This window comes from Rhodococcus erythropolis NBRC 15567 (assembly GCF_001552595.1).
Classification (GTDB): domain Bacteria; phylum Actinomycetota; class Actinomycetes; order Mycobacteriales; family Mycobacteriaceae; genus Rhodococcus_F; species Rhodococcus_F erythropolis.
Genome location: NZ_BCRM01000037.1, coordinates 1 through 25,380 on the forward strand (window position 1 = coordinate 1; position 25,380 = coordinate 25,380).

Below are 25,380 nucleotides of genomic sequence, written 5' to 3' on the forward strand. Positions count from 1 at the left end.
CGAACCTGAATCGAAGCGAAGTCGCCGAACGATCTCGAACCATCGACGTCACCGGGTACCGGGTGGAGTTGGATCTGCGATCGGCGGCGGACTCTGCCGCGAAGACCTTTTCGACCGTCACGACAATTGATCTGACGTCGTCGGCGGAGTCCACGTGGCTCGACTTCATCGGTGCTGCAGTCGATTCCGTAGAGGTCGACGGTGCGTCCATTCCGGTGGAGTACGACGGATCCCGGATTGTGCTGCGCGGACTCGGCGGATCGAACGTCGTTCGGGTGGCAGCACACGGCCACTACAGCCGTTCCGGTGAAGGGCTGCACCGATTCGTCGACGACGCTGACGATCAGACGTATCTGTACACGCAATACGAGCCCGCCGATGCCAGGCGTGTTTTCGCCTGCTTCGAGCAACCGGACCTCAAGGCGCCCTTCACATTCGAGGTGACAGCACCTGACGGCTGGGAAGTCCTGTCGAATCAGCCCGCGACACGGACTCTCTCCGTCGACGGTGCGCAACGCGTCACTTTCGCACCGACGCTGCCGATCTCGACTTACATCACCGCGATCGCGGCCGGGCCGTATCACCGCGTGGCCTCGTCGTGGAGTCGCGGCGAACTCACGGTCGAGTTGGGCGCTTTGTGCCGGGCGTCGTTGGCTCCTCATCTCGATGCGGACAACGTTTTCGACATCACCCGTCAGGGGTTGGACTTCTACGCCGAGCACTTCGACTATCCGTATCCGTTCGGCAAGTACGACCAGATCTTCGTCCCCGAGTACAACCTCGGCGCCATGGAGAACCCGGGACTGGTGACCTTCACCGAGGCGTATGTGTTCCGCGGCACCGCAACCGACGAGCAGCATCAGCGTCGCGCCAACACGATCCTGCACGAAATGGCGCACATGTGGTTCGGCGATCTCGTGACCATGGTCTGGTGGGATGACTTGTGGCTCAAGGAATCCTTCGCCGACTTCATGGGATCGCTGGTCAGCGCCGAAGCCACTCGCTTCACCGATGCCTGGGTAGCATTTGCCATCAAGCGGAAGGCGTGGGCGTACCTCCAAGATCAGCTGCCGACCACGCATCCCATCGTCGCCGACATCGTCGATCTCGAAGCTGCAAAGCTGAACTTCGACGGAATCACCTACGCCAAGGGCGCCAGTGTCCTCAAGCAACTCGTGGCGTTCGTCGGCCGTGACGCGTTCTTCGAAGCGGCACGACGGTACTTCAAGGCCCACGCCTTCGGGAACACCACGCTTGTTGATCTGCTCGACGTGCTCGCGGAGACTTCCGGACGTGATGTGCGCGAATGGGCCCGAATCTGGTTGCAGACCACCGGAGTGTCCACGCTGTCGCTCGACGGAACAGACCTGGTTCAGACGGACCCGAGGCCGCATCGGCTCGCAGTCGGAATCTACGACTACAACGAGTCCGGAGATCTTGTTCGCACCGAACGCGTCGAACTCGACATCACCGAATCCCGCACGCCGGTCGACCTTCCGCCCGGAGCGCTCACACTGCTCAACGACGAAGACCTCACCTACGCGAAGGTGCGACTGGACGCGGAATCTCTGTCCACGGTCGAGGCATCCCTGGACCGCGTGAGCGATCCGCTTGCGCGCGGTGTGATCTGGTCGTCGCTGTGGAACTCGGTGCGCGATGCGCAGCTCTCGGTGTTCCGATACGTCGACATGGTGGAACGATTCGCTCCCACAGAGACAGATCTTGCGATTCTCAGCGCGATCCTGACCGATGCCCAATACGCGGTTCTTCACTACGTTCCGAAAAGCTTGCGGCCCAATGTCAGTGCGGGCTGGTTGGAAACGACCTGGAAGGCGGTGTTCGAAGCCGAACCTGAGTCCGGAAGACAGCTGGCATGGGCACGGGCTCTGTCGGCCGCCGCAGCGGTCAACGATGCTCGCGCCGGCGAGTTGCGGTCGATACTGGACGGCACGTGCCCGGGACCGGTCGGACTGGCTCTCGATCCTGATCTGCGGTGGGCATTGTGGATCGCCCTGTCCGCGACCGGGCATGCGAGTGTGAGCGACTTCGACGGTGAGCTGAGCAAGGACAGCACGTCAGCGGGTCGAACGGCGTACGTCCGCGCCGCGGCGTCGATTCCCGATGCCGAGACCAAGGCGGCTGCCTGGGCGTCGGCGACCACCGATGCCTCACTCTCGAACGACCGCCTGGATGCGACGATCGCCGGATTCCGTTCGGGCACAGACCCGTCGTTGATCGAGGGATATGCGGTCGAGTACTTCTCGTCCCTGGGGAAGTGGTGGTCCGAACGCAGCATCGAGATCGCGCGACGGTTGGTGAACGGGCTCTTCCCGGCAGCTGAAGACACCTCTGCTGTCGATTCCTGGATCCAGGCCAATGCTGAGGCGCCCGCGTCGCTGCGGAGGCTTGTTCTCGAGCGTCGGGATCACCTGGCCCGAGACCTACGTGCTCAGGCCTCGAACGCAGTGATCTGACGCCATCAGCTCCGAAATGTCCTGTTCTTGGATATTGTCTAAACAGGGCTGCGACGGGAGACGACGTGCACACGATCACGGATCTGTCGCTGGTCACGGGCCCGGTTCCGCCCGTGGTGACGGTGCTCGGAATTCTGGCACTTCTGTGGCTGATCTTCTCGAGATCGAGGCGTCACGTGCTGATCTCGATTCCGGTCTGCATCGTCGCGGCAATCGCGATCACTCTCGTGCTGTACTGGCTGATCGAGAAGGTGTGGCACCCGTTCCCCGATCCGATTGCCCGTCCGGTCTACGTGTGGATCGGGTTGGGCATTTTCGGCGTGCTGCTGGGTGTTTCGCGGGTATTTGCGGCGACGCGGATCGACGGCCGCGTGCTCACCGTGGTCTCCGTGCTCCTGGTGGTCGTGTCGAGCGCGGCTCACGTGAATCTGCAGTTCCAGTCGTATCCGACGTTGGGAACAGCGCTGGGACTCTCGGACGCGGAGAAGGTTTCACTCGCCGACCTGGACGACGGCAAGGACGGGGCGGTACCGGTTTCGCAATGGAAGGCTCCAGCGGACATGCCGTCGGCCGGCAAGGTCAGCACGGTCACGATTGCGGGGACGGTCTCTGGATTCAGCGCCCGCGACGCCGAGATCTACCTACCGCCCGCGTATTTCACCAACCCACGACCGGAGTTGCCGGTGTTGGTACTGCTTGCCGGCCAACCAGGCGCGCCCGAGGACTGGCTACAGGGCGGACGTCTCGTCCAGACCATGGACGCCTACGCCGCTGCGCATTCGGGCTTGGCTCCCGTTGTCGTCGTTGCTGACGGGACCGGGTCGGAACTGGCGAATCCGCTCTGCGTCGATTCCCAACTCGGAAACGTCGCAACGTACCTTTCGCGCGATGTTCCCGACTGGGTGCGCGGGAACCTCCAGGTGGATCCCGACCCGAGGAAGTGGGCGATCGGGGGACTTTCCTACGGCGGTACCTGCGCGTTCCAGATGGCAACGAACTTCCCCGCGGTGTATCCGACGTTCCTGGATCTGTCCGGTCAGATCGAACCCACCCTCGGTGATCGGAAGCAGACGGTCGATGCAGCGTTCGGCGGTAACGAAGCCGCGTTCGTGGCAGTGAATCCGCAGGATCTGCTCCGGGAGAAGAAGTTCCCCGACAGCGCCGGAGTGTTCGTAGTCGGCAAACAGGACAACGACTACCGCCCAGGTCTTCAAACGCTCTACGAAGCCGCAAAAGCCGCAGGGATGGACGTCCAGTACGCCGAGGTCGACGGAGGACACAGCTTCCAGGTGTGGTCGGCTGGATTGGCGAGTCAATTAGGTTGGCTGGGAACGCGACTCGGTCTGCCCGGATGAACGATCGTCTGGAAGTTCCGAAGACCCGATGATCAGCGGGTGAATTCTTCCGGTCGCCCCGGCTTCGGAGCCCAATCCCTGCGGATCTGCCACACTCGCGAGCCGAAGGTCGAGTGCGCCGGTCCATTCTCGGGTCAATTGCGCATCGAGTGCGTCGACGCGCTCGAGTAGCGGAGGGTGCTGGTCCGGCGGGCAGGCTTCGAGCAAGGTCGCGAATGCCGCGCGTAGACGACGCTGGACCTGCGCGGAATTGGTACTGAAGTGCCGGATCTCGTCGGTGGCGACGGACACGTAATCGGTCCAGGTGCGTTGCTGCCCTCGGATCAGCGTGAGATCCGAGGTTGACGTGTCGAAGCGGACCCGCGGGGCGAGAAGTACCAGAAGGTCCTCGATGTGGTCGAGAGCCTGCACGGCTCGGCCCGGGTCGTTGATGGCGGGTGACAGTGCCTTGAGCGCGATGTCCACGATCGACTGAAGCGCTGCACCGGGGCTGACGACCGGGCTGTGCGTGTCACCGAAGATCAAGCACGACATCAAGGTGTCCGGACGTACCTGCAGCGACGGTCCGCGTACCTCGAAGAGGGGCGCGTTCTGGGCGACGAACTCGCCGATGCTGGGGACGACCTCGACCGAGACGTCCCAGCGGCTGGCCAACCGCTGCAGTCGTGCGAGATCGATCGCCAGCAGAATCCGGCCGTCGGGTGAGAGGTGGCGCAGGCGAATCACCAGTGCGTCGGCGCTCTCGGAGGTTTCGGACTCGCGCGGTTGGGGGAGGGGGAGCGGCTGACTGGGTTTCGGTGCGCCGGAAGGCAAGTCCTCGTACAGCGGATAGGCACGAATCGTCGCGCTGCGACCCTGGGCCGCTATCCAACGCAGCAACCGACTGGAATTGAGAATCGACCCGACCTTCGCCACCAACGCGATGAACAGGATCGCACTGGCCAATGCCAGAAGCAGTGCGATCGCCGTTGAGATGGTCGGTGAGGAATTCTCCGAATCTAGCGCCAGATCGAGCGCAATGATCAAGGAGAAGACGAACGTGGCCAGAAACATGCCGATCGACCACCGCATCACTCGCTGTTGCGCAAGCATCGGGACCACCCGCACCGAAATCTGCGATGCGCCGAACTGCATTGCGAGGGTGATGGCGGTGAACACCAGACCGGTGAGAGTGATCATCCCGCCGGCGATGACGCTGAGCAGCGTTGCGGTGGCACCGGCGTCCACGCCCTCGGAAATGGTACCGACGTCGCCGTCGCTCACCAGGTCTCCGTCGATCCCGACGAGGATGTTCGCGGTGACGACGGACAGCACGACGAGGATCACGGGGAGGCGCCAGACCGGGACTGTTCGTAATCGTCGGCGAGTTCGGCGCCAGCGAATTCTGTCCGAAAGCCGCCGTGACAGTCCGACTTTCGTCGTAGGCGTCGTGGTGTCGACGACTGGGAGTGGTGGTGGGGTCGGAGGAGTGGAACCGAAACTTCCTGACACCGTTTCCTGAACGTAGATCTTCGCGTGGATCATCGGCTCGCGATACCGCTGCTCACGGGCGACTGCCCGGCTCATCTTCGCGGGCTTGTCGCGGTAACGCGAACGCGCCCACGGCGCACCCGGGCGACTCAACCGAATTGCTCCGACCAACAGAAGCGGGGTGAAGAACAGCCCGATCAAGCCGGTCCAGAGTTTGCCCTTCATCAACGTGATCACCGCGAGTCCGAGTTGGATCACGATCGCGACGACAACGCCGATCAACGTCGCCAGGCTACGGTCCTGCTCATACGGGTCGAATTCTCCCGCGAACCCGATCGGGTGGACTCCGAGAAGGAAAAGGAACGAGATCGCGATGGCAACGAACACCGCGTCGATGGACGAGCGACCCTCCTCGGCCCAGTAGACGTCGCGCAGATGTAGCACGAGTGCGTACTCGTCGAGGACCAGCGCGCTGCCGATACCGAACACCGACGCAAGAACACAGTTGGCGATCGGGGTGTGATAGTCGGCCAGAGCGATGAAGGCAAAGCCGGACACGAGCATCATCATCAAACCGAAAACCATGTGGTGGATGTGCATTCCACCGGGCGTGACATTGCCCGGCCACCACGAGACCTCAGCTCGGATCATTCGAACGCTGAACCGAATGAACAGGAACGTCAGGACAAAGGCGAGCAGAAGGAAGAACAGCGGGAGTCTGCCGGTGTCGACGACCGTGTGCTCGAACCAGGACCGCACGGCGTCAGCTCTTGCTGGTGGCGAGCTTGATCAGCTGAGGAGCCGTCGCGTCCGGAAGGTAAGCACGCGTGAGCGCGATTCCGATTCGAGGCAGGTCGGCCTCGTCGCGGAAACACAGGAAAACGGGTTCGTATCTCGGCTTGAACTTCTTCTTGAACGCGTGAAGAGACCGGAAGCCGTAGAGCGGTTCCATCGCGGCTCCGAGCATGTCGAGCAGGCGGTCCATCGATGCGGCGTCGGCGCCGTCGTCGCTGCGGGCCAGCGGCGCGCCGGACAGTGAGACGAATTGGGCACCTTGTTCTTTGAACTCGAGGGCCGACGATGCGATGAGGAACTCGACCACCGGCCGGAAGCCGTCCGGGCGTCGACGCATGACGTCGAGCGTCCAACCCCGGACCACTCCGCCTTCGCCGTACACCGGCAACCACGAGGTGACGCCGTGAATACTTCCCGTCGGGTCGACGGCCAAACCGACCCGGACGTCGCGATCGAGCGCCTCTTCGACGCTGCCGAGGGTGAACCCCATCTCGGGTAGTCCCTTGTCGCCCACCCATTCCTCGGATATAGCGCGCACCTGAGCCAAGACGGAGAACGGCTCGTCTGCCAGTGTTGTCATCCTGAAGGTGATGTCGTCCTTCTTGGCCTTGTTGAGTGCCGAACGGATGTCCTGCCAGGACTTTCCGGTGAACTGCAATTCCGGCAGGTCGACGATCGTGTCCTCGGCGACCTGAACGGTGCGCCACCCCCGCCGTGTGGCGGCATCGGCTGTTTCCTTTCCTACGGAGAACAAGCAGGGAGTGAGGCCGTTGGCTTCGGACATCGTCGTGAACTCGTCGACCGCCGCGGCAAGTCGCTCGGGGCTCGCTATCGGATCGGCCAGCACCACGACGACACCGACATGCCGTTGGAATGCAACGACGCTCTCTCCCGACTCACCGAAGTAGTAACTGTTGCCGTCCCACGTCGTCATCCACGACATGGTTCCGCCGCCGTGCTGTTTGAGCAGTTCCCGAGCAGTGGCGCGAGGATCGTTCCCGGACAGCGGTCCGCCTCGAATCTTGCGCCGCATCGGCACGTGAAAAGCGTGACGGCCCTTGATCAGCAAGATGAGTTCGAGAAGCCAGAGCAGCGCGGTACCGACCGTGACGGCTCCGGCGCTTTCGTAGTCGAAGAAGATGACCGAACCGAGGACGAGGGCGGTGGCCAAGACCGTCAGAGAGCCGAACACCACGGCAACCCACCAGGCCCAGCGGCGACCTCGTCGCAACTGATCCGCGATCAGTGCAACGATGATCACGTCGACCAATGCGGTCCAGCCCGAACCGGTTTCGGCTTCCGTCGGCCCGAAGGGTCCACTGCCGGGGAACAACCACACGGCGATCTCGACCACTCCGATCAGGAGCAGGCCGATGAATCCGAGCAGACGGATCTCGCGTCGCGTTCGGGGGATGAAGCCGCGCTCTCCGTCGCCGAAGAACTTTTCGCCGACCGGAAGGAAGATCGCAACCGCGATGAGGTGCTGTACGTCGGCGAGGCGACCTTCGAAGAGAAAGGCGATCGCGATGTACGCGCACAGGATGGCGCGCACTCGCATTCGCCAGGGCGAGCGCAGAGTTGCGGTGGTCGCGGCGAGTGCGGCGATGATGGCGGTGGTGACACCGACGTCGCGGTGGGTGGCGAGGTTGCGAGCCCAATCCCAATCGGTGTGGCTGCCCGCCCAGAGGAGGAGCGATGCACCCAGTTCGCCCGCCAACTGACCGCTGATCGTGACGATGGCCGCATTCTTGGTTCCCAGGCGCCACTCGCACCAGCCGACCGCGAAGGCAAAAACGACGATGATCGAAACATACTGACCCGGCGTCAAGCCGAAGAACCAACCCGTGACGAGAGTCCACCACTTACCTTCCTGCAAGGCAGGGACTCCGTAGGCGATGTCGTCGAACCACGAGTAGGTACGGACGTGATTCCACAAGGCGCCGGTCGCGATCCCGACGACGGTGATGGTGAGCACGACGATCGAGGTGAACGGCACGCGCCGCAGGACGCTCAGCGCGTCGGAGGCAAAGCGAGAGGCCCGATTCGGCGCGCCTGGCGCGCTCTGGTCGGTCTGCGGGGTGGGGGTCTGGGACTGCTCAGCCATCGAGGTTCTCTTCTCGCCATGCCGCACGGTGGATTCTGCCTGTTCAGCATGACAGGAATACAGACCGATAATCAGGCGAAGCGGTCAAAATGGACGAGACTGGCTGGGGGTCTCAGTCTCGTGGCGCTACTGTCGAGCCATGGTGAACGGAGATTTACTGAATCGGGACCACCTGGTCGCCTCACTTGCCGCTTTCGAACCTCGGTCGGTCGAATTGGACGGAAGGCGCTCGGCGTCGGTGGTCATCGTCGTCATGCGGACTGCGGACGGAACACCCGTGTTCCCGGTGACGAAGCGGCCGAGCAAGATGCGCGCTCACCCCGGTCAGTTCGCGTTGCCAGGCGGAAGCGTCGACCCGGGTGAGTCTTCCGAACAAGCAGCGGTTCGGGAGCTGTCCGAAGAGTTGGGCGTCGACGTCCCTGAGTCGAACATCATCGGCCGGCTCGACGACTACGTCACCCGTTCGGGATTTGTGATCCGACCGTTCGTCGTCTGGTCCGGTGAGGACATCGGGGGACTGGTACCCAATCCCGACGAGGTGGCCCAGGTGTATGCCGTGACGTCGGAGGAACTCGACGTGGACTCGCGATTCGTCACCATCGAGGAATCACCGAACCCGGTGATCCAATGGCCTTTCCGAACGAGCCTGATCCATGCGCCGACCGGAGCCGTCATCTATCAGTTCCGCGAAGTGCTGAACGGACGGAACACGCGCATCGACAACCTCGAGCAGCCGGTGTTCGCCTGGCGATAAGGTCAGCTCGACACGCTCGGGACAGTTCGGGCTACGGCGCCTCGGCGAATAGTCCGTCGTGCTGTGGAAAGCTGGCCGCACGGCAATCGAAAGACACGAGGTGTGTGCAGTGAACTCTGGCGAACAAGAACTGGTCCCCACGGATCGGATTCTCACTGTTCCCAACTTGCTCAGTATCGTGCGTCTACTCGCTCTGCCGCTGTTCGCCTACCTGCTGCTCGTCACGCACTCGGACGGCTGGGCATTGGCGCTGCTGATGCTCAGCGGGTTCACCGACTGGCTCGACGGCAAGTTGGCCAGGGTGCTCGGGCAGACCTCGCGTCTGGGAGCGCTTCTCGACCCGTTGGTCGATCGCCTGTACGTCGTGACGACACTGGTCACCTTCGTTGCCCGCGATTTCATTCCCTGGTGGGTCGCGGCGATTTTGATCGGCCGTGATCTTCTACTCGCGTTGACGCTGCCGATCTACCGCCGGCGTGGACTGCCGCCGCCCGAGGTCATCTACCTCGGCAAGGCTGCGACCTTCCTCCTGATGTTCGCGCTGCCCTTGATTCTTGCCGGGCATGGAGACTGGGCCATCGGACCGTTCACCCATGCCTTCGGTTTCGCTTTCCTGATCTGGGGAACCGTCCTGTACGTGTGGACTGCTGCGATCTACGTGCTCAAAGCCGTTGACGTTGCGCGAACGCACGAGGTCGTGCCTCGATGAAGTCGACCGGGGAGGACGTCCGTCGTAACCCGGTACCGTCGCTGCTTCGGTCGCTCATGACCGAACATCTCGATCCGGGCTACGAAGCGACGGCATTCGAACGCCAACACGAGCACACGACGAACAGATCCTCGAAGACGGGGCCGTGGCTGGCCCTCGGTGCACTGTTGATCGGGTTCATCGTCACGGTCTCTGCAGTTCAGGCCACCAAGCAGGTGACCGGCACCGAGGAGGTTCGAAGCGAGTTGGTCGCCAAGGTCCGTGACGCGGAGGATCGAATCGATTCGCTGGCCGCGTCCCGCGATTCACTCGGCGGCGACGTCGACGCCGCCCGTGGCTTGGCGCTCGAAGGCGATGCCAGAGGCAGCGCGGTCCTCGATCAATTGCGAGCGGTCGAATCCGGCGCAGGAGCCGAAGCTGTTCACGGGGAGGGGCTGGTGGTGACGTTGACGGACCCGGCCGGGCGCCCGAACCTCTCGGATGCGTCCCAGCGCAGCGTCGGCGGTAAGACAGTTGTCCTCGATCGCGATCTGCAGACCGTCGTCAACGCCCTGTGGGCTGGCGGAGCGGAGGCAATCGCCGTCGGCGGCGTGCGAATCGGGCCGACGGTGACCATCCGTCAGGCCGGCGGCGCGATGCTCGTCGACAACCAACCTGTCTTCTCGCCGTACCGCGTCGAGGCGATCGGCGACACGCGCGCGCTGCAGCGAGAGTTCGTCGTCAGCGACGCCTACGTGAGAATGTCGAGCGTCTCGCAACTGTACGGAGTCGGTTTCGCAGTGGCCGAGGACGACTCGTTGACACTGCCACCCGCGACGCCTCGTGCGGTCCGGGTGGCAACAGAACCCACAGAACCCAAGTGACAGAAGGAGTTCGATGAAGGCCGGTTCCGCCCTGTACGGACTCGCAGCACTGGTCGTCGGCATCGTCTTGGGCGTCGTTTTCAGCCCGCAGGTGCCCGACGTCATCCAGCCCTATCTTCCGATCGCTGTCGTTGCGGCACTCGACGCCGTCTTCGGCGGGCTACGCGCGTATCTGGACGAGATATTCGACGCAAAGGTGTTCGTGGTTTCCTTCGTCTTCAACGTGCTCGTCGCGTCGTTGATCGTCTGGCTCGGCGATCAGTTGGGTGTGGGTACTCAACTCTCGACGGCAATCGTCGTCGTGTTGGGTATCCGGATCTTCGGCAACGCAGCGGCATTGCGACGACGACTGTTCGGAGCGTGAGCCATGTCCGACCACGCCACGACTGACCCCGAAGAACCGCCAGTGACGACTACGGGTGAAGGTCGTCACGAGTTGCGTTCGCCGTCGAAACATCGCACGAACGTCGTGTTCGCGATCCTCGCCGCCGTGCTTCTGGGTGTGCTCGGCGTCGCGATTGCCACACAGGTACGCAGCACCGTGGCCGGAGATTCACTCGACGCCGCGCGCCCTGCCGACCTCCTGGTGGTTCTCGACAACTTGAATCGGCGTGAAGCCGCGCTGAGGCAGGAAGTCGCGAATCTTCAGGAATCGCTTGCCACTTTGGAAGCCGGCGGCAACACCGGAGCAGCGCTCGACGAGGCGCGGGCGCGGCTGACCTCGCTCTCCATTCAGGTGGGGACCGCTCCTGCTACCGGACCGGGTGTGACGATGACCCTGACGGATCCAGCAGGGGGCGTCGGCTCCGAAGTGATTCTCGATCTCATCCAGGAACTACGTGCTGCCGGGGCCGAAGCCATCTCGATCGCAGGTGCGAACGGCGAACCCATTCGTATCGGCGTGAACTCGTGGGTGAGTGGGCGCGGCGGCGAGATCGAATTGGACGGAACCCGGATCGAGCAGCCGTACACTGTGACCGCGATCGGGGATCCACCGACGTTGGCAGCAGCGTTGAACATTCCCGGAGGCGTTTTCGACAACGTCGCACGCAACGGCGGAACTTCCTCAGTCGACCAATCGCAGCAGGTCACGATCTCCGTCTTGCGACAATTGAATCCGCGCCAATACGCTCAACCCGGAAATTGATCTTTTGCGTCCGACTTTCGGACGGCCTGTGAAAGGAAGCCACTGTGAGTGAGCTCGATACACCTACCGATCTGCGCTACACCGCGGAGCACGAGTGGGTGAAGCGGACCGGCCCGACCTCAGTTCGAGTCGGTATCACCGACTTTGCTCAGTCGCAGCTCGGTGACGTCGTGTTCGTCCAGCTTCCCGCTGTCGACGAAGACGTGACCGCCGGTGAATCGCTCGGTGAGGTCGAGTCGACCAAGAGCGTCTCCGACATCTTTGCTCCGTTCACTGCGAAAGTTCTTGCAGCCAACGGTGAATTGGACGGACAGCCTGACCTCGTCAACACCGATCCGTACAACACGGGTTGGTTGGTCGAGCTCGAGGTCGCCGACGAGGCCACACTCGACGCCGCACTCGCGGCAACGCTGGACGCGGAGGCATACAAGGGACTCACGTCCGAGTAGAAAACCTGCGCGTGGACCGGCCAACTCGTGTTGTGTCGCGGCCTGTCTCGCTGCACGCGGCGGTCTGCGCAGGGTACGGTCGTTAGGTACGCATGTGCCGAGTCGGGGCGCAGGGCCGTATCGAACGTGACTGTGAAAGATGCTCGTGAAGAAAGTGCACTGCGTAGTCCAGTGATTCATGATCTGGATGATTGACCCAGGAGGAGAAACAGTGAGCGAGAACGGTAACGACGCGGGCTATGGGGAGTCGCCGGCGGAGACCACTTCGGTTTTCCGTGCGGACTTCCTCAATGAGCTCGACAACACCTCCTCTGCAGCACCGGCCGCCGAGCAGCCGGTTTCGGGCGTGGAAGGCCTTCCCGCCGGAGCCGCCCTTCTGGTGGTCAAGCGGGGACCGAATGCAGGATCCCGCTTTTTGCTCGATCAGCCGACGACGTCGGCAGGTCGGCACCCGGACAGCGACATCTTCCTCGACGACGTGACCGTCAGCCGTCGTCACGCCGAGTTCCGTCAGGAAGATGCAGATTTCCACGTCGTCGACGTCGGAAGCCTCAACGGCACCTACGTCAACCGTGAGCCTGTCGATTCGGCAGTTCTCGCGAACGGTGACGAGGTTCAGATCGGCAAGTTCCGTCTGGTGTTCCTCACCGGCCCTCGTGCCGGCGGTTCGCAGGTCGGCGAGTCGTCAGCAGGTGCGGGTAGCTAATGACGGCAGTGCGGCAGCAGAGCCAGCCCGGAATGTCGATTGGTTCCGTGCTGGATCGGTTGCGTCCAGATTTTCCCGACGTGACGATTTCGAAGATCCGTTTCCTCGAGTCCGAGGGCTTGATCAGCCCACAACGGACACCGTCGGGATACCGCAGATTCTCTGTCGAGGACTGCGAGCGTCTTCGCTTCGTGCTGACCGCTCAACGCGATCAGTACCTGCCGCTCAAAGTGATCAAAGAACAACTCGAAGCGATCGACAGCGGCGCAGCGACGGTGAGTGCAGAAGTTCCTGCGCCTCGTCGTGCTCGCGTCCTGTCGATCGCTACGGGCGATGTCTCACCCGAGGCTTTCCGGGTCGATCGCGAAGTTCGAGTCGGTCGTCAGGACCTTCTCGCTCGCGCCGACATCGACGATCGGTTTCTGACCGATCTGATCCGCACCGGTTTGGTCGTTCCCGGCGCAGCGGGCTTCTTCGACGAGGACGCCGTGACGCTGGCGCGCACCGCGAAGGCGATGTCCGAGTACGGCTTGGAGGTTCGTCATCTGCGGGCGTTCAAGTTGGCTGCTGATCGTGAAGCAGGACTCGTGACCCAGATCGCCGGACCGGTTGCCAAGGGTCGTGACGCCGGAGCACGTGATCGTGCCGAGGAAATGGTCCGGGAACTGGCTGCGCTGTCGCTGACTTTGCACACATGTCTGGTCAAGTCGGCGGTTCGGGGAAGTCTCGATCGCTGAGTTCCTCGATCAGCGGGGCACACTCGAATAGAATTTCAGTACGACCGCATCGGAGTCGGTCGGCTGGATCACGTCAGGTTGGAGGCAAGCTCGATGGGCGAAATGCGTGTGATCGGAGTTCGTGTCGAGCAGCCTCAGAATCAGCCGGTCCTGTTGCTGCGAGAGTCCGACGGCGATCGGTACCTGCCGATCTGGATCGGGCAAACCGAAGCTACCGCGATTGTTCTCGAACAACAGGGAGTCGAGCCGGCGCGGCCGCTGACTCATGACCTGATCAAGATCTTGATCGAATCATTCGGTCGGAGCCTCAAGGAAGTGCGGATCGTGGACCTGCAAGAGGGCACTTTCTACGCGGATCTCGTCTTCGACGAGCAGACCACCGTCTCGGCACGTCCGTCGGACTCGATTGCATTGGCCCTGCGCATCGGCGTTCCGATCTTCGCGTCGGAGGCTGTTCTCGCCGAGGCCGGTCTGGTCATTCCCGACGAGCGCGAAGACGAGGTCGAGAAGTTCAAGGAATTCCTTGACACCATCTCGCCGGACGACTTCAAGGCCACTGACGGTTAGTCCTGTTTGCCCGTAATCAGGCTTTAGTCTTCAACTCTCAAGTAGAGGTTGAGTCTCGGTCGGCGTGTTGCGTTGACCGAGCACCCTCGTGGTCTTACCGTTGCGTGCGGTGGAGATCTTCTCGCCTTGTCGATCGAGGCGTACTCTGGGTAAGTCCACTCATGGAATTACCTGCCTTGGATTCACATCTGAAAGTTCGGTCGGCACGGGATTCTCGTGACTGCTGATAGCACAGGTTGGTTACATGATGGCGAAGCGAGAGGGAGACGGCAGTGGAAGAACAGTCGAATGAGCGCGGAACGGGCATAGCCGATAGTGCCGAGCCGACTGCAGAAATGTCTTCCGAAGAGCTGCAGCCAGGCCTGTTCCCGGACGATTCCATCCCCGACGACCTCGTCGGATATCGAGTACCCAGTGCGTGCCAGATCGCCGGGATCACGTACCGCCAACTCGACTACTGGGCACGGACGTCGTTGGTTGTTCCGTCGATCCGTGGCGCTGCCGGATCCGGTAGCCAACGTCTGTACTCCTTCAAGGACATCCTCGTTCTGAAGATCGTGAAGCGTCTGCTCGACACCGGCATCTCACTGCAGAACATCCGCGTTGCCGTCGATCACCTCCGTAAGCGTGGCGTCCGCGATCTTGCCAACATCACCCTGTTCTCCGACGGCACCACCGTGTACGAATGCACGTCTCCCGAAGAGGTCGTCGACCTCCTCCAGGGTGGGCAGGGTGTATTCGGCATCGCAGTCAGTGGAGCGATGCGTGAACTCACCGGAACGATCGCCGACTTCCCAGCCGAGCGGGCTGACGGCGGCGAAAGTGATCCCAACCCGGAAGACGAGTTGGCTTCGCGACGCAAGAATCGCGCCAGCCGCAAAACCGGATAACGCACGTCACATCTCTTTGGAGGATGCCACGGTGCAGGTAGGCGTTTCGGTCAACTAGACTGGGCCTGCGTCGCCGGCGTACGGGAGAGCCTCGGATACCGATTCACCGAACTTGTCTTTGTTTCAGTCTTTGTCTCAAAGGTCAGTCGTGAGCGGGATCAGGGCGCCGAAGGAGCAATACCTCCCCGTCAATCTCTCAGGCACCAAGGACCGTACGGGCTCCGACGCCTCTGGAAAGCGGTGGGACAACCCACCCGCCGACGGGGAAAGGCTGTGGCTTCCGTCTATCGGCGGATCACTACCGAATCTCTCAGGCGCTCGGGAATCGAGCATGCGACAGAGGGGGAGGAACGCACCGCAGTTCGGTGTGTGTCCTGATCCTCCGATCTGTCTGGGAGTTGTCGTGATCGACGCTGCAAGCCGTATATTTGCCGACCGCCATGTCGGTCCGAACGCCGCGGAACTCGCGCGCATCCTCGAACTCGTCGGGGTCGATTCACTCGACGAACTGGCAACCAAGGCCGTTCCCTCCGTCATCCTCGACGCCGCCCCGAACGGCATCGCGGCCGGACTCGACGCTCTGCCGCTTCCGGTGGGAGAGCACGAGGCACTTGCCGAACTGACTGCACTTGCAGCCCAGAACACTGTCGCGACGTCGATGATCGGCCTCGGCTACTTCGACACGTTGACGCCGCCGGTGTTGTTGCGCAACATCATCGAGAACCCGGCCTGGTACACCGCGTACACCCCGTATCAGCCGGAGATCAGCCAGGGCCGCCTCGAAGCCCTCCTCAACTTCCAGACCATGGTCGCCGATCTCTCCGGCATGGAACTGGCCAACTCGTCGATGCTCGACGAAGCCACCGCCGCTGCCGAAGCCATGACGCTCCTGCGCCGCGCGAACCGCAGCAAGTCCCCACGCTTTGTCGTCGACGCGGACCTGTATCCGCAGACCCTCGCCGTCATCGAGACACGCGCCGAGCCGCTCGGCATCGAGATCGTCTCCGCAGATCTCACTGCCGGACTGCCCGAGGGTGATTTCTTCGGTGTCATCGCCCAGATCCCGGGCGCTTCGGGACGCGTCGTGGACTACACCTCGATCATCGCGGAAGCTCACGAGCGCGGCGCGCTAGTTGCCGTCGGCGCCGACCTTCTTGCGATGACGCTCATCACCTCGCCGGGTGAACTCGGTGCGGACGCGTGCTTCGGCACCACCCAGCGCTTCGGTGTTCCCATGGGGTACGGCGGACCGCACGCCGGTTACCTGGCCGTGCACTCCAAGCACGCGCGTCAGCTGCCCGGCCGTTTGGTCGGCGTCTCCATCGACGCCGACGGAGACAAGGCATACCGCCTCGCGCTGCAGACACGTGAGCAGCACATTCGCCGTGAGAAGGCGACGTCCAACATCTGTACCGCGCAGGTGCTCCTCGCGATCCTCGCTGCGATGTACGCGAGTTACCACGGCGCCGAGGGGCTCAAGGCGATTGCGTTGCGCGTCGCTGCCCGCGCACACGCGTTGGCAAACGGCCTGCGCGAGGGCGGCGTGACCGTAGTCCACGATTCGTTCTTCGACACTGTGCTGGCTCAGGTTCCGGGTAAGGCGGCCAGCGTTGTCGCTGCGGCCAAGGAATCCGGGATCAACCTGCGTCTGGTCGATGCCGATCATGTCGGTATCTCCTGCGACGAGGCCACCACCGCCGACCACGTCCTTGCCGTGCTCGACGCGTTCGGGATCGAGGATGCTGTTGTCGCCATCGAAGCCGAGGGCAATTCGGTTCCGGCTGCTCAGGAGCGCACCTCCGACTACCTGCAGCACGAAGCCTTCACCCGTTACCGTACGGAAACGGCAATGCTTCGCTACCTGCGCGCGCTCTCCGACAAGGACATCGCCCTCGATCGCAGCATGATCCCGCTGGGTTCGTGCACCATGAAGCTCAATGCGACCGCCGAGATGGAATCCATCACCTGGCCCGCGTTCAACGCGATCCATCCGTTCGCGCCCACGTCGGATGCACCCGGTCTGCTGAAGATCATCAAGGATCTCGAAGACTGGCTGGTCGCGGTCACCGGCTATGACAACGTCAGCCTGCAACCCAACGCCGGCAGCCAGGGGGAGTACGCGGGCCTGCTCGCGATCCGCAACTACCACCTCAGCCGGGGCGACGACCACCGCGACACCTGCCTCATCCCGTCGAGTGCTCACGGCACCAACGCGGCTTCGGCCGTCATGGCCGGGATGCGCGTCGAGGTTGTTGCGTGCCGCCCCAACGGTGACGTCGACGTCGACGATCTGCGCGCGAAGATCGCCGATCACGCCGAGCGTCTCGCCGCGATCATGATCACCTACCCTTCAACACACGGTGTCTACGAGCACGAGATCTCCGACATCTGCGCAGCGGTACACGACGCCGGTGGCCAGGTGTACGTCGACGGCGCCAACCTCAATGCGCTTGTCGGCCTTGCCCGTCCGGGCCGATTCGGCGGCGACGTCAGCCACCTGAATCTGCACAAGACCTTCTGCATCCCGCACGGCGGCGGCGGACCCGGCGTCGGCCCGATCGGTGTGCGCTCACACTTGACGCCGTTTTTGCCCGGACACCCGATGGCTCCCGAACTCGGTGGTAGAGGAACGATCTCGGCAGCGCCGTACGGCAGTGCGTCCATTCTGCCCATCACCTGGACCTACATCCGGATGATGGGTGCTCAGGGCCTGCGCCGCGCCAGCCTGACCGCCATCGCGTCGGCCAACTACATCGCGCGTCGACTCGACGAGTACTTCCCGGTTCTCTACACCGGCGAGAACGGCATGGTCGCGCACGAGTGCATCCTCGACCTCCGTGGGTTGACCAAGGACACTGGCGTCACCGTCGACGACGTGGCAAAGCGTCTGGCCGACTACGGTTTCCATGCACCGACCATGAGCTTCCCCGTGGTCGGCACACTGATGGTCGAGCCCACCGAGAGCGAGAACCTCGAAGAGATCGACGAGTTCTGCGAGGCGATGATCGCTATTCGCGGCGAAATCGATCGCGTCGGCGCCGGCGAGTGGACGGTGGAGGACAACCCGCTACGCGGTGCTCCCCACACTGCCGGAAGCATTGCAGCGCAGTGGGATCACCCGTACTCGCGTGAGATCGCCGTCTTCCCGCGAGGCAAGGCTCGCCCGAAGGTGTGGCCGTCCGTGCGTCGTATCGACGGTGCACATGGCGACCGCAACCTGGTCTGCTCGTGCCCGCCGATCGAAGCGTTCGCAGGCAACTAAGGCGTGTGCCCGCCGGAGATCATCACCTCTCGCGTACGAGTTCGAGAACGGTGATCTCCGGCGGTGCGCCGACGCGTACCGGCGGGCCCCAAGCCCCGGCGCCACGCGTCGTGTACAGCACTGTGTTTCCGACCTTGTCCAAGCCTTGCACCGAAGGCTGCTGCAGCGGAACGAGATACCTCAGCGGCCACATCTGACCGCCGTGAGTGTGCCCGGACAGCTGCAGATCGATACCCATCTCGGACGCCTCGATCGCCTGACGCGGTTCGTGCGCGAGAAGCAAGGCGAAAGTATTCGGATCGCGACCTGCGAGCGCGGCAGTAAGGTTCGGCTCGTACGGGGCCGGCGACGTGTAGTCGTGGATGCCCACGATGTCGATGGTGTCGCCGTCATGCTGGATCGAGGCGCGACTGTTGCGAAGTGTGGTGATCCCCAATGTTTCCCACACGTCGAGCCATTTGCCACCGTCGTCCGCGTAGAACTCGTGGTTTCCGCTGACTCCGAAGATTCCGTCCGGCGCCTGAAGATCGGCGAGCGGAGCAAGATCGGGAGCAACTTTTGCGACGGTGCCGTCCACGAGATCGCCGCCGATCGCGATCAGATCGACATTCTGCGCGTTGACGATTTCGACCACCTTGCGGGTGAAGTCGACCCCGCGGGCCGGTCCCACGTGCAGGTCGGTGATCAAGGCGATCCGGTATCCGTTGAAGCCCTCGGGCAGGCGAGCGAGCGGCACGCGGACGCGTGAAATCTTGGGGCCCGACGCCTCGTAGACGCCGTAGCCAGCGGTGCCGATCGCCGCGAGAGTGACTGCTGCTGTAGCCAACTGCAACGTACGACGCTTGGCCGGGTCGACTTCGGTCGTGGTATCCGTGCGGCGTGCACGTAGTCGACTGATCCCGGCAAACAGGCCGATCACGAGCAGTCCGGGAATCAGGTACAGCCACGAAGCCAGCCAGACCCATCCGAGAAATCCGATCGGTCGCGCCCAGGACGTCGGAAAGATTTCGCCGCTGCCGACCCCGATGAGCGTCGAGACCGCCAAGACGACAAGCGCAGTGTCGGCAAGACGAGCCCATCGCCTCGGGATGCCGGTGGCGCGAACGAGTCGGCGGTGCAGGAACCAGGTCAGAAGGGCGAGAAGGACTGCAAAAACCGCGACGCGCCCCATCAGGACAGCATCTTGGTCACTGTGGCCGCGAGAGCGGGGTCGGACGTCGAATCGACGCGAACCAAGGTTCCGCCGGTCCGATCCGAGACGTCTTGGAGTGTGGAGACGTCGTCGCCCGCACCGACGACGATCACGTCGACCTGTACCGGACGCGACGGATTGCCCGCAGCGGCGATCGCGCTGAGCAGTTCGGCTCGCGTCGTGGTGGATTCGTCAGGTGTACTCGAGGTGATCAGCAGCACCGAGTTGACTCGCCCCGCGTCGAAACCGTCAACCGCGGCTTTGTAGGAGCTGGCAAGCGCCGGATACTTGGAGGTCTTTCCGCCGGCTCGAAGCCCGTTGAGGAAATCGGTGATGGTGGCGCGCCGATTCGGCTCGGACAGTGAACCGCCCGGAACCAGGATGCGCTCGGACGGTTTTCCGTCGGTGCCCGTGCTGAACTCGCGAAGGCCGATGTCCGAAGCGTCAGGGCTGCGACCCAACTGGGTGTTCACTGCCGCGGCAACGTTCGCCAAGCGGGTAGCGCCACCGTCGTCGGTACCCATCGACGCCGACGTGTCCATCAGGATGGTGGCACTACGCGGAGAGACCGGATTGGCGACGATGTCACCGAGCGCAGCTGCGGTTTCGGCCGAAGCCGGTTTCAACGTGGACGAGATCTTGGCCGGAGACACCGCACCGAGATCGGGAAGATCTTGACCCTCGACCCGGAAACCGGCGCCGACGAACAACTGTGACTGATTCGGCTCACGCATGAAATCGGCAAACTGCGCCGCTGCGCGCGAGGCGGTTTCGTCGATCCCGCTGCCCGAGACGATGACCGCCGGATAGTCCGCGACTGGCGTTGCGCCGGCGGGGGAGTACGTCGTCATCGCCGCGTTCGCGCTCTGCGCTATCGACTGTTCCGTGGCCGGAACGGCTTTCACCGAATCCGGTGTTCCGGCGCTCAGTGCTCCGAGGGCTTCGGCGGTGGACGTCGGGGGAGTCGGCAAGGATTGGAACTGCAATGCCCGCGCACTGAGCGCAGCGTTGACCTGCGCGGACTTCGCCTGATCCGTCGTGACCGGACCGGCACCCGCATCGGCGACGTCGGCAGCGATTGCCTGTGCGGCCATCGAGGTTTCGGTACTTCCGACCGGCAGGGCGACCGTCAGATCGGAAGGCAATGACTTCCAACTCGATGCTGCGCCGGCCAATGCTGCCGCGGTCTCGGGGCCGGTTGCCAGAACGATCGGGGAACTCGCGAGCGAGCGAGGATCACCGTTGATCACGGCCTTGCCCGCCAGCGGCGCGAGTTCGAACGAGCTCGTCGGGATCCACAGGGAGGGACGCGGTCCCAATGCTGCGTCGTCCCAGGATGCCGCCGGACCGGCTTCGAGTGCCGTCGAGACCGACGCGGACGGCGCACCGTGCACCACGACGGTGATGCAGTGATCGCGCACGACCGGAGAGGTCTGGGTGTACCGCTTGGCCAGTTCCTCGATCTGTGGGGCGATGGACGGATCCGCGGTGACGTCGAGTGTCTTGTTGCCTTCGACGCACGTACCTGCTGCCTGCTGGCCCTGATCGTCGATCCGGTTGCTGAGGGCCTTCCACCCGAAGAAGCCTGCAACGATCAAGACGATCAGCACGACGACGAGAATCGGCCCCTTGCTGATACCTCTGGCGCCTGACCCGCCGCGATGTTCGCCCACGTACCTTGCCCTACCTTGGTCACTCGAAGAATGTCTGCTGAACGGACTGTGTCCTCGGCCAGTCTAGTGACGAATCTTCGGGGCCTACGCGAACAGCCTCGACACCGGTAGCGGTGCCGAGGCTGTTCGGGTTCAGCTTCGAGTTCGAAGAAGGTGAAATCAGGCGTTGGCAGCCTTGTACTCGCGGCGGCGGCGATGCAGGATCGGCTCCGTGTATCCGCTGGGCTGCTTCGCGCCTTCGAGGATGAGTTCCTTGGCAGCCTGGAACGCGATGTTGGAATCGAAATCAGGTGCCATGTTGCGGTACTCGGCGTCGCCCTCGTTCTGACGGTCGACAACCGGGGCCATGCGCTCGAGTGCACTGACAACGTCGCTCTCGCTGACGATGCCGTGACGCAGCCAGTTGGCGAGCAGCTGGCTCGAGATGCGCAGGGTGGCGCGGTCCTCCATGAGCGCGACATCGTGGATGTCGGGAACCTTGGAGCAGCCGACACCCGCGTCGATCCAGCGGACGACGTAGCCGAGGATGGACTGGCAGTTGTTGTCGAGCTCTTCCTTCTTCTCCGCGTCCGTCCAGTCGGTGCTGGGAGCGAGCGGGATGGTCAGGATGTCGTCGACGCTCGCACGCGGCTTGCCCTTCAGGCTGTCCTGAACAGCGAACACGTCGACGCGGTGGTAGTGCGTCGCGTGCAGCGTTGCGCCGGTCGGCGAAGGAACCCACGCGGTGTTGGCGCCGGCCTTGGGGTGGCCGATCTTCTGCTCGAGCATGTCTGCCATCAGCTCGGTCATGGCCCACATGCCCTTGCCGATCTGCGCCTTGCCCTGCAGGCCGCAGGCCAGTCCGGTGTCGACGTTCCAGTCCTCGTACGCACCGATCCACTTCTGCTTCTTCATCTCGGCCTTGCGCACCATCGCGCCGGCTTCCATGGAGGTGTGGATCTCGTCGCCGGTGCGGTCGAGGAAGCCGGTGTTGATGAACACGACGCGGTCGACGGCTTCCTTGATGCAGGCAGCGAGGTTGACTGTCGTGCGACGCTCCTCGTCCATGATGCCGACCTTGAGCGTGTTCTCGGGAAGCCCGAGGACCTGCTCGACGCGGCCGAACAGTTCGGTGGTGAAGGCAACTTCCTCGGGGCCGTGCTGCTTGGGCTTGACGATGTAGATCGAGCCGGTGCGGCTGTTGTCGAGCGGGCCGTTGGCGTCACTGATCGAGAGGCCGTGCACTGCACAGGTGCTGGTGATCAAAGCGTCGAGAATGCCCTCGGGGACCTCGTTGCCGTCGGCATCGAGGATCGCGGGATTGGTCATGAGGTGACCGACGTTGCGGACGAACAGGAGCGAACGACCGTGCAGGCTGAGTTCGCTGCCGTCGACGGCGGTGTACTTACGGTCGCCGTTGAGCGTACGAGTGAAGGACTTGGCGCCCTTCTTGATCTCCTCGGACAGATCACCGCGATTGAGGCCCAACCAGTTCCGGTAACCGACAACCTTGTCGTCGGCGTCGACAGCGGCGACCGAGTCCTCGAAGTCCATGATCGTGGTGACGGCCGATTCGAGAACGACGTCCTCGACACCGGCGGCGTCGGTGCTGCCGATCGGGGAGGACGCGTCGATCTGGATCTCGGCGTGCAATCCGTTGTTGAGCAGCAGGATGCTCGTCGGTGCGTCCTTCTCGCCGAGGTAGCCGACGAACTTCTCCGGCTGGGCGAGGGTGGTGACCGTACCGTCTGCCAACGTGATCTTCAGTTCGCTGCCGTCGATCACGTACTCGGTCGAATCTGCATGCGACCCCGACGCGAGAGGTGCTGCCGCGTCGAGGAATTCACGCGCCCAGGCGATGACCTTGTCGCCTCGGACCTTGTTGTAGCCGGAACCCTTCTCGGCGCCGTTCTCCTCCGAGATGGCGTTGGTGCCGTACAGCGCGTCGTACAACGAACCCCAGCGGGCGTTGGACGCGTTGAGAGCGAAGCGCGCGTTGAGGATCGGCACGACCAACTGCGGGCCGGCCGTCGAGGTGATCTCAGTGTCGACGTTCGCGGTGGTGACCGAGAACTCGGCAGGCGTCGGCAAGAGGTAGCCGATCTCCTGCAGGAACGCCTTGTATGCGGCAGCGTCGATGGGAGCGCCGGCATGATCGCGATGCCACTGATCGATCTGAGCCTGCAGATCGTCACGCTTGGCAAGCAAATCGCGGTTCTTCGGTGCGAGCTCGGTGATGACCTTGTCGGCGCCGGCCCAGAACGTCTCGGCGTCTACACCGGTGCCGGGAAGAGCCTCCTCGACCACGAAGTCGTAGAGAACCTTGGCAACCTGAAGACTGCCGACCTGAACGCGCTCAGTCATGAATAGCCTCACTTTTCCGAAAGCGGAGCACCACATATGGATGCCATGAACCAACATCAATGTTACCTGGGAGTATTCCCACCGCTGTCCGCGCCCTGAGCTGCGATAATCGGGCGCGAAGAGCTGAAACGATCAAGTGAAATTCGTTCTGTCTAGAGTTTGCGCGCGGAAATCTCGAAACCAGCCGCGCGTAGACGCTCGACCAGGACGTCGCCGAGCGCTGTCGCTGGAGTCAGAACGCCGGTGGCCGGGGGGAGATCCTTGTGGTCCTTCGCCAATGACAACGCAGATTCGCCGAGCATTACCGCCGTCGCGCTGTATCCCGGGTCGCCCTTCGCCTTCACTCGTGAGGTGTATCGAGCGCCGGTCGTGGTCGTGGTGAACACATCGAGCGTGAAGTGCCCCTTCTTCTGGGTGCTCTCGCTCGGGCCCTCGCCGGGTGCAGGCAATACCTTGTCGAGAAGGAAACGCGTCGGAGGTAGAGCGAGTCCGGCGACCAGCGCGCCGAGGCCGACTGCGACACCGCCCGCGATTACCGGTGACACCACCGAGGAGCCGACGCTCATCACCTCGCTGTACTTGAACTTCTTGCCGTACGCCCACTCTCGGAGCGCATTGCTGCGACGGACGACTCGTGTGTTGTACGACGCCATCACGAACGGTGCCTTCCAACCCTTCAGCGACGGATCGATCTTCTTGCCGTCGACCACGCTCACGTCGCTCTGTCGTCCGAGGTCCGGCTCCCGGTCACGATCGGGGCTCAGTGAATACGGCGAGGCAGCGAGTTTCCTTAGGCGCGCATCGTCTTTCGACACGTCGATCTGATTGCGAAGAGAATCGATCGTGCCGCCGCTCACGCCGCCGCGCAGTGCCGTGACCATCAGCGTTGTGTCGGTGAGCTCACCGGCGCCGTCGGCAGTGACCTTCTCGTGGAGGACGTGAACTCCGAGATCGGAAGGGATGGAATCGAATCCGCAGGAATGGACGATCTTTGCGCCGGTCGAGACCGCCAGCTCATGGTTGGCGTCGATGCTCTCGCGGTGGAACAGCACCTCACCGGTGAGGTCGACGTAATGAGTTCCGGCGGAGGCGCATTCGTGAACAAGGGTATGACCGTACTTGGCGTACGGGCCGACCGTGGTGGCGACGACTCGAGTTCGCTGCGCGAGCGCCTTCAATGCGGTGGCGTCGTCGGCGTCGGCGATGATCAGGGGGAGATCGGCCGCGGCGGTACCCAGATCGGCGCGAGTGGCTGCCAACTTCTCGAGGGAGCGGCCACCGAGGCCGATTTTCGTGCCTTCGGGAGCATGTTTGACGAGGTAGTCGGCGAGTAGCTTTCCGACGAAGCCGCTCGCTCCGTAGACGATGATGTCGAGTTCTCGGGCGGGCGAGGTTCCAGTCATGGAGCCAGCCTACAAACGCGCACTCGAAAGTGATGTGACCGAGGTCACTCAGCGGGGAGGGGTTCCTTGACGACGAGGATCGGAGCCTCCACTTCGAGCAGGAGACGCTGCAGCGGGCGTTCGAGGAGGAACTTGCCGATGGGGGACATCCGGCGTGTTCCGACGATCAGGAGATCGACACCCGCGCCGTGGACCAGGTTCACGAGCGCGGTCACCGGATCGCCGTCGTGCTCGGTGGTGCGCAGATCCCACTTCGTCTCCGAGAATCCACCGGCGTCGAGCGCTGACTGAATCTCGCCGCGAAGAGCGGCCCGATCGTCCTCGGTGTCTCCGGTGTCGGCCGTGTCCCCGATGTTGACATCGTCCAGGACGTGCAGAACCAGCAGTTCCTCGCTTCGACCCACGGATTCCCGTGCGGCGGCCACGATTGCGGCGCGGCCTTCCGGGCTGTCCTTGTGTACGACGGCGATCGTCATGGTTCCTCCGA

General features: G+C 63.2%; 20 protein-coding genes and 1 riboswitch. Of the genes, 13 read left to right on the plus strand and 7 right to left on the minus strand.

The genetic code is table 11. The features are described 5' to 3' along the window. Nucleotides 1-2,474, plus strand: a 2,474-nt coding sequence (pepN, locus tag RE4_RS28305; RefSeq protein WP_155716995.1) for an aminopeptidase N, incomplete at its 5' end; no start/stop codon positions are given. 65 nt (nt 2,475-2,539) lie between these two features. Then, complete coding sequence (locus RE4_RS28310; protein ID WP_060939782.1) at nt 2,540-3,829, plus strand: alpha/beta hydrolase; 1,290 nt, start codon at nt 2,540-2,542, stop codon at nt 3,827-3,829. On the opposite strand, the gene RE4_RS28315 is transcribed toward RE4_RS28310, so the two are convergent. Both RE4_RS28315 and RE4_RS28320 read right to left on the minus strand, forming a co-directional pair. Next, a complete protein-coding gene (locus RE4_RS28315) occupies nt 3,791-6,058 on the minus strand; it encodes a DUF2254 family protein (protein ID WP_060939783.1) in 2,268 nt (755 codons plus the stop codon). The two genes, RE4_RS28310 and RE4_RS28315, sit on opposite strands and share 39 nt — an antisense overlap. A gap of 4 nt (nt 6,059-6,062) precedes the next feature. Then, entirely contained in the window at nt 6,063-8,198 is a 2,136-nt protein-coding gene (locus RE4_RS28320) for a bifunctional lysylphosphatidylglycerol flippase/synthetase MprF (RefSeq protein ID WP_029538163.1), read from the minus strand. A 139-nt stretch (nt 8,199-8,337) separates the two neighbouring features. On the opposite strand from RE4_RS28320, the gene RE4_RS28325 reads away from it, so the two are divergent. From RE4_RS28325 to gcvP, 11 genes are all read left to right on the plus strand, one after another. After that, the gene (locus RE4_RS28325) at nt 8,338-8,952 is read left to right on the plus strand and encodes an NUDIX hydrolase (protein ID WP_020969692.1); all 615 of its coding nucleotides are present in this window, start codon (nt 8,338-8,340) and stop codon (nt 8,950-8,952) included. A gap of 109 nt (nt 8,953-9,061) precedes the next feature. Beyond that, nucleotides 9,062-9,661: a CDP-alcohol phosphatidyltransferase family protein gene (locus RE4_RS28330; RefSeq protein WP_060939784.1), complete on the plus strand. Its 600-nt coding sequence runs from the start codon at nt 9,062-9,064 to the stop codon at nt 9,659-9,661. After that, nucleotides 9,658-10,524 carry a DUF881 domain-containing protein gene (locus RE4_RS28335; RefSeq protein WP_019748559.1) on the plus strand — a complete coding sequence of 289 codons (867 nt, stop codon included), beginning with the start codon at nt 9,658-9,660 and terminating at the stop codon, nt 10,522-10,524. Before RE4_RS28330 ends, RE4_RS28335 begins: the two co-directional genes overlap by 4 nt. Nucleotides 10,525-10,537: 13 nt before the next feature. Then, on the plus strand, nt 10,538-10,888 hold the full coding sequence (locus RE4_RS28340) for a small basic family protein (protein ID WP_003946178.1): 351 nt from the start codon (nt 10,538-10,540) through the stop codon (nt 10,886-10,888). Nucleotides 10,889-10,891: 3 nt separating this feature from the next. Beyond that, complete coding sequence (locus tag RE4_RS28345; protein WP_021344355.1) at nt 10,892-11,671, plus strand: DUF881 domain-containing protein; 780 nt, start codon at nt 10,892-10,894, stop codon at nt 11,669-11,671. Nucleotides 11,672-11,715: 44 nt separating this feature from the next. Then, nucleotides 11,716-12,120 carry a glycine cleavage system protein GcvH gene (gene gcvH, locus RE4_RS28350; RefSeq protein WP_019748557.1) on the plus strand — a complete coding sequence of 135 codons (405 nt, stop codon included), beginning with the start codon at nt 11,716-11,718 and terminating at the stop codon, nt 12,118-12,120. A 211-nt stretch (nt 12,121-12,331) separates the two neighbouring features. Further along, nucleotides 12,332-12,826, plus strand: a complete 495-nt coding sequence (garA, locus tag RE4_RS28355; protein WP_003946166.1) for a glycogen accumulation regulator GarA — start codon at nt 12,332-12,334, stop codon at nt 12,824-12,826. Next, a complete protein-coding gene (gene ftsR / locus RE4_RS28360) occupies nt 12,826-13,563 on the plus strand; it encodes a transcriptional regulator FtsR (RefSeq protein ID WP_003946161.1) in 738 nt (245 codons plus the stop codon). Before garA ends, ftsR begins: the two co-directional genes overlap by 1 nt. A gap of 93 nt (nt 13,564-13,656) precedes the next feature. Further along, a complete protein-coding gene (locus tag RE4_RS28365; RefSeq protein ID WP_003946194.1) occupies nt 13,657-14,130 on the plus strand; it encodes a bifunctional nuclease family protein in 474 nt (157 codons plus the stop codon). Nucleotides 14,131-14,465: 335 nt separating this feature from the next. After that, the gene (locus RE4_RS28370; RefSeq protein ID WP_021344354.1) at nt 14,466-15,020 is read left to right on the plus strand and encodes a MerR family transcriptional regulator; all 555 of its coding nucleotides are present in this window, start codon (nt 14,466-14,468) and stop codon (nt 15,018-15,020) included. 220 nt (nt 15,021-15,240) lie between these two features. Next, nucleotides 15,241-15,370: riboswitch (glycine riboswitch) on the plus strand. 53 nt (nt 15,371-15,423) lie between these two features. Then, nucleotides 15,424-18,282 carry an aminomethyl-transferring glycine dehydrogenase gene (gene gcvP / locus RE4_RS28375; RefSeq protein WP_021333500.1) on the plus strand — a complete coding sequence of 953 codons (2,859 nt, stop codon included), beginning with the start codon at nt 15,424-15,426 and terminating at the stop codon, nt 18,280-18,282. 22 nt (nt 18,283-18,304) lie between these two features. On the opposite strand, the gene RE4_RS28380 is transcribed toward gcvP, so the two are convergent. The 5 genes from RE4_RS28380 to RE4_RS28400 form a co-directional block, all read right to left on the minus strand. Beyond that, nucleotides 18,305-19,453: a metallophosphoesterase gene (locus RE4_RS28380; RefSeq protein WP_020907834.1), complete on the minus strand. Its 1,149-nt coding sequence runs from the start codon at nt 19,451-19,453 to the stop codon at nt 18,305-18,307. Beyond that, nucleotides 19,453-21,147: a VWA domain-containing protein gene (locus tag RE4_RS28385; RefSeq protein WP_060939785.1), complete on the minus strand. Its 1,695-nt coding sequence runs from the start codon at nt 21,145-21,147 to the stop codon at nt 19,453-19,455. Before RE4_RS28385 ends, RE4_RS28380 begins: the two co-directional genes overlap by 1 nt. 159 nt (nt 21,148-21,306) lie before the next feature. Then, nucleotides 21,307-23,490 (minus strand): malate synthase G, encoded by a 2,184-nt coding sequence (locus RE4_RS28390; RefSeq protein ID WP_060939786.1) that lies wholly within the window; start codon nt 23,488-23,490, stop codon nt 21,307-21,309. A gap of 152 nt (nt 23,491-23,642) precedes the next feature. Further along, nucleotides 23,643-24,893, minus strand: coding sequence for a saccharopine dehydrogenase family protein (locus RE4_RS28395; RefSeq protein WP_060939787.1), 1,251 nt, complete (start codon nt 24,891-24,893; stop codon nt 23,643-23,645). Between the two features lie 44 nt (nt 24,894-24,937). Further along, entirely contained in the window at nt 24,938-25,369 is a 432-nt protein-coding gene (locus RE4_RS28400; RefSeq protein ID WP_020723653.1) for a universal stress protein, read from the minus strand. Nucleotides 25,370-25,380: the final 11 nt, after the last annotated feature.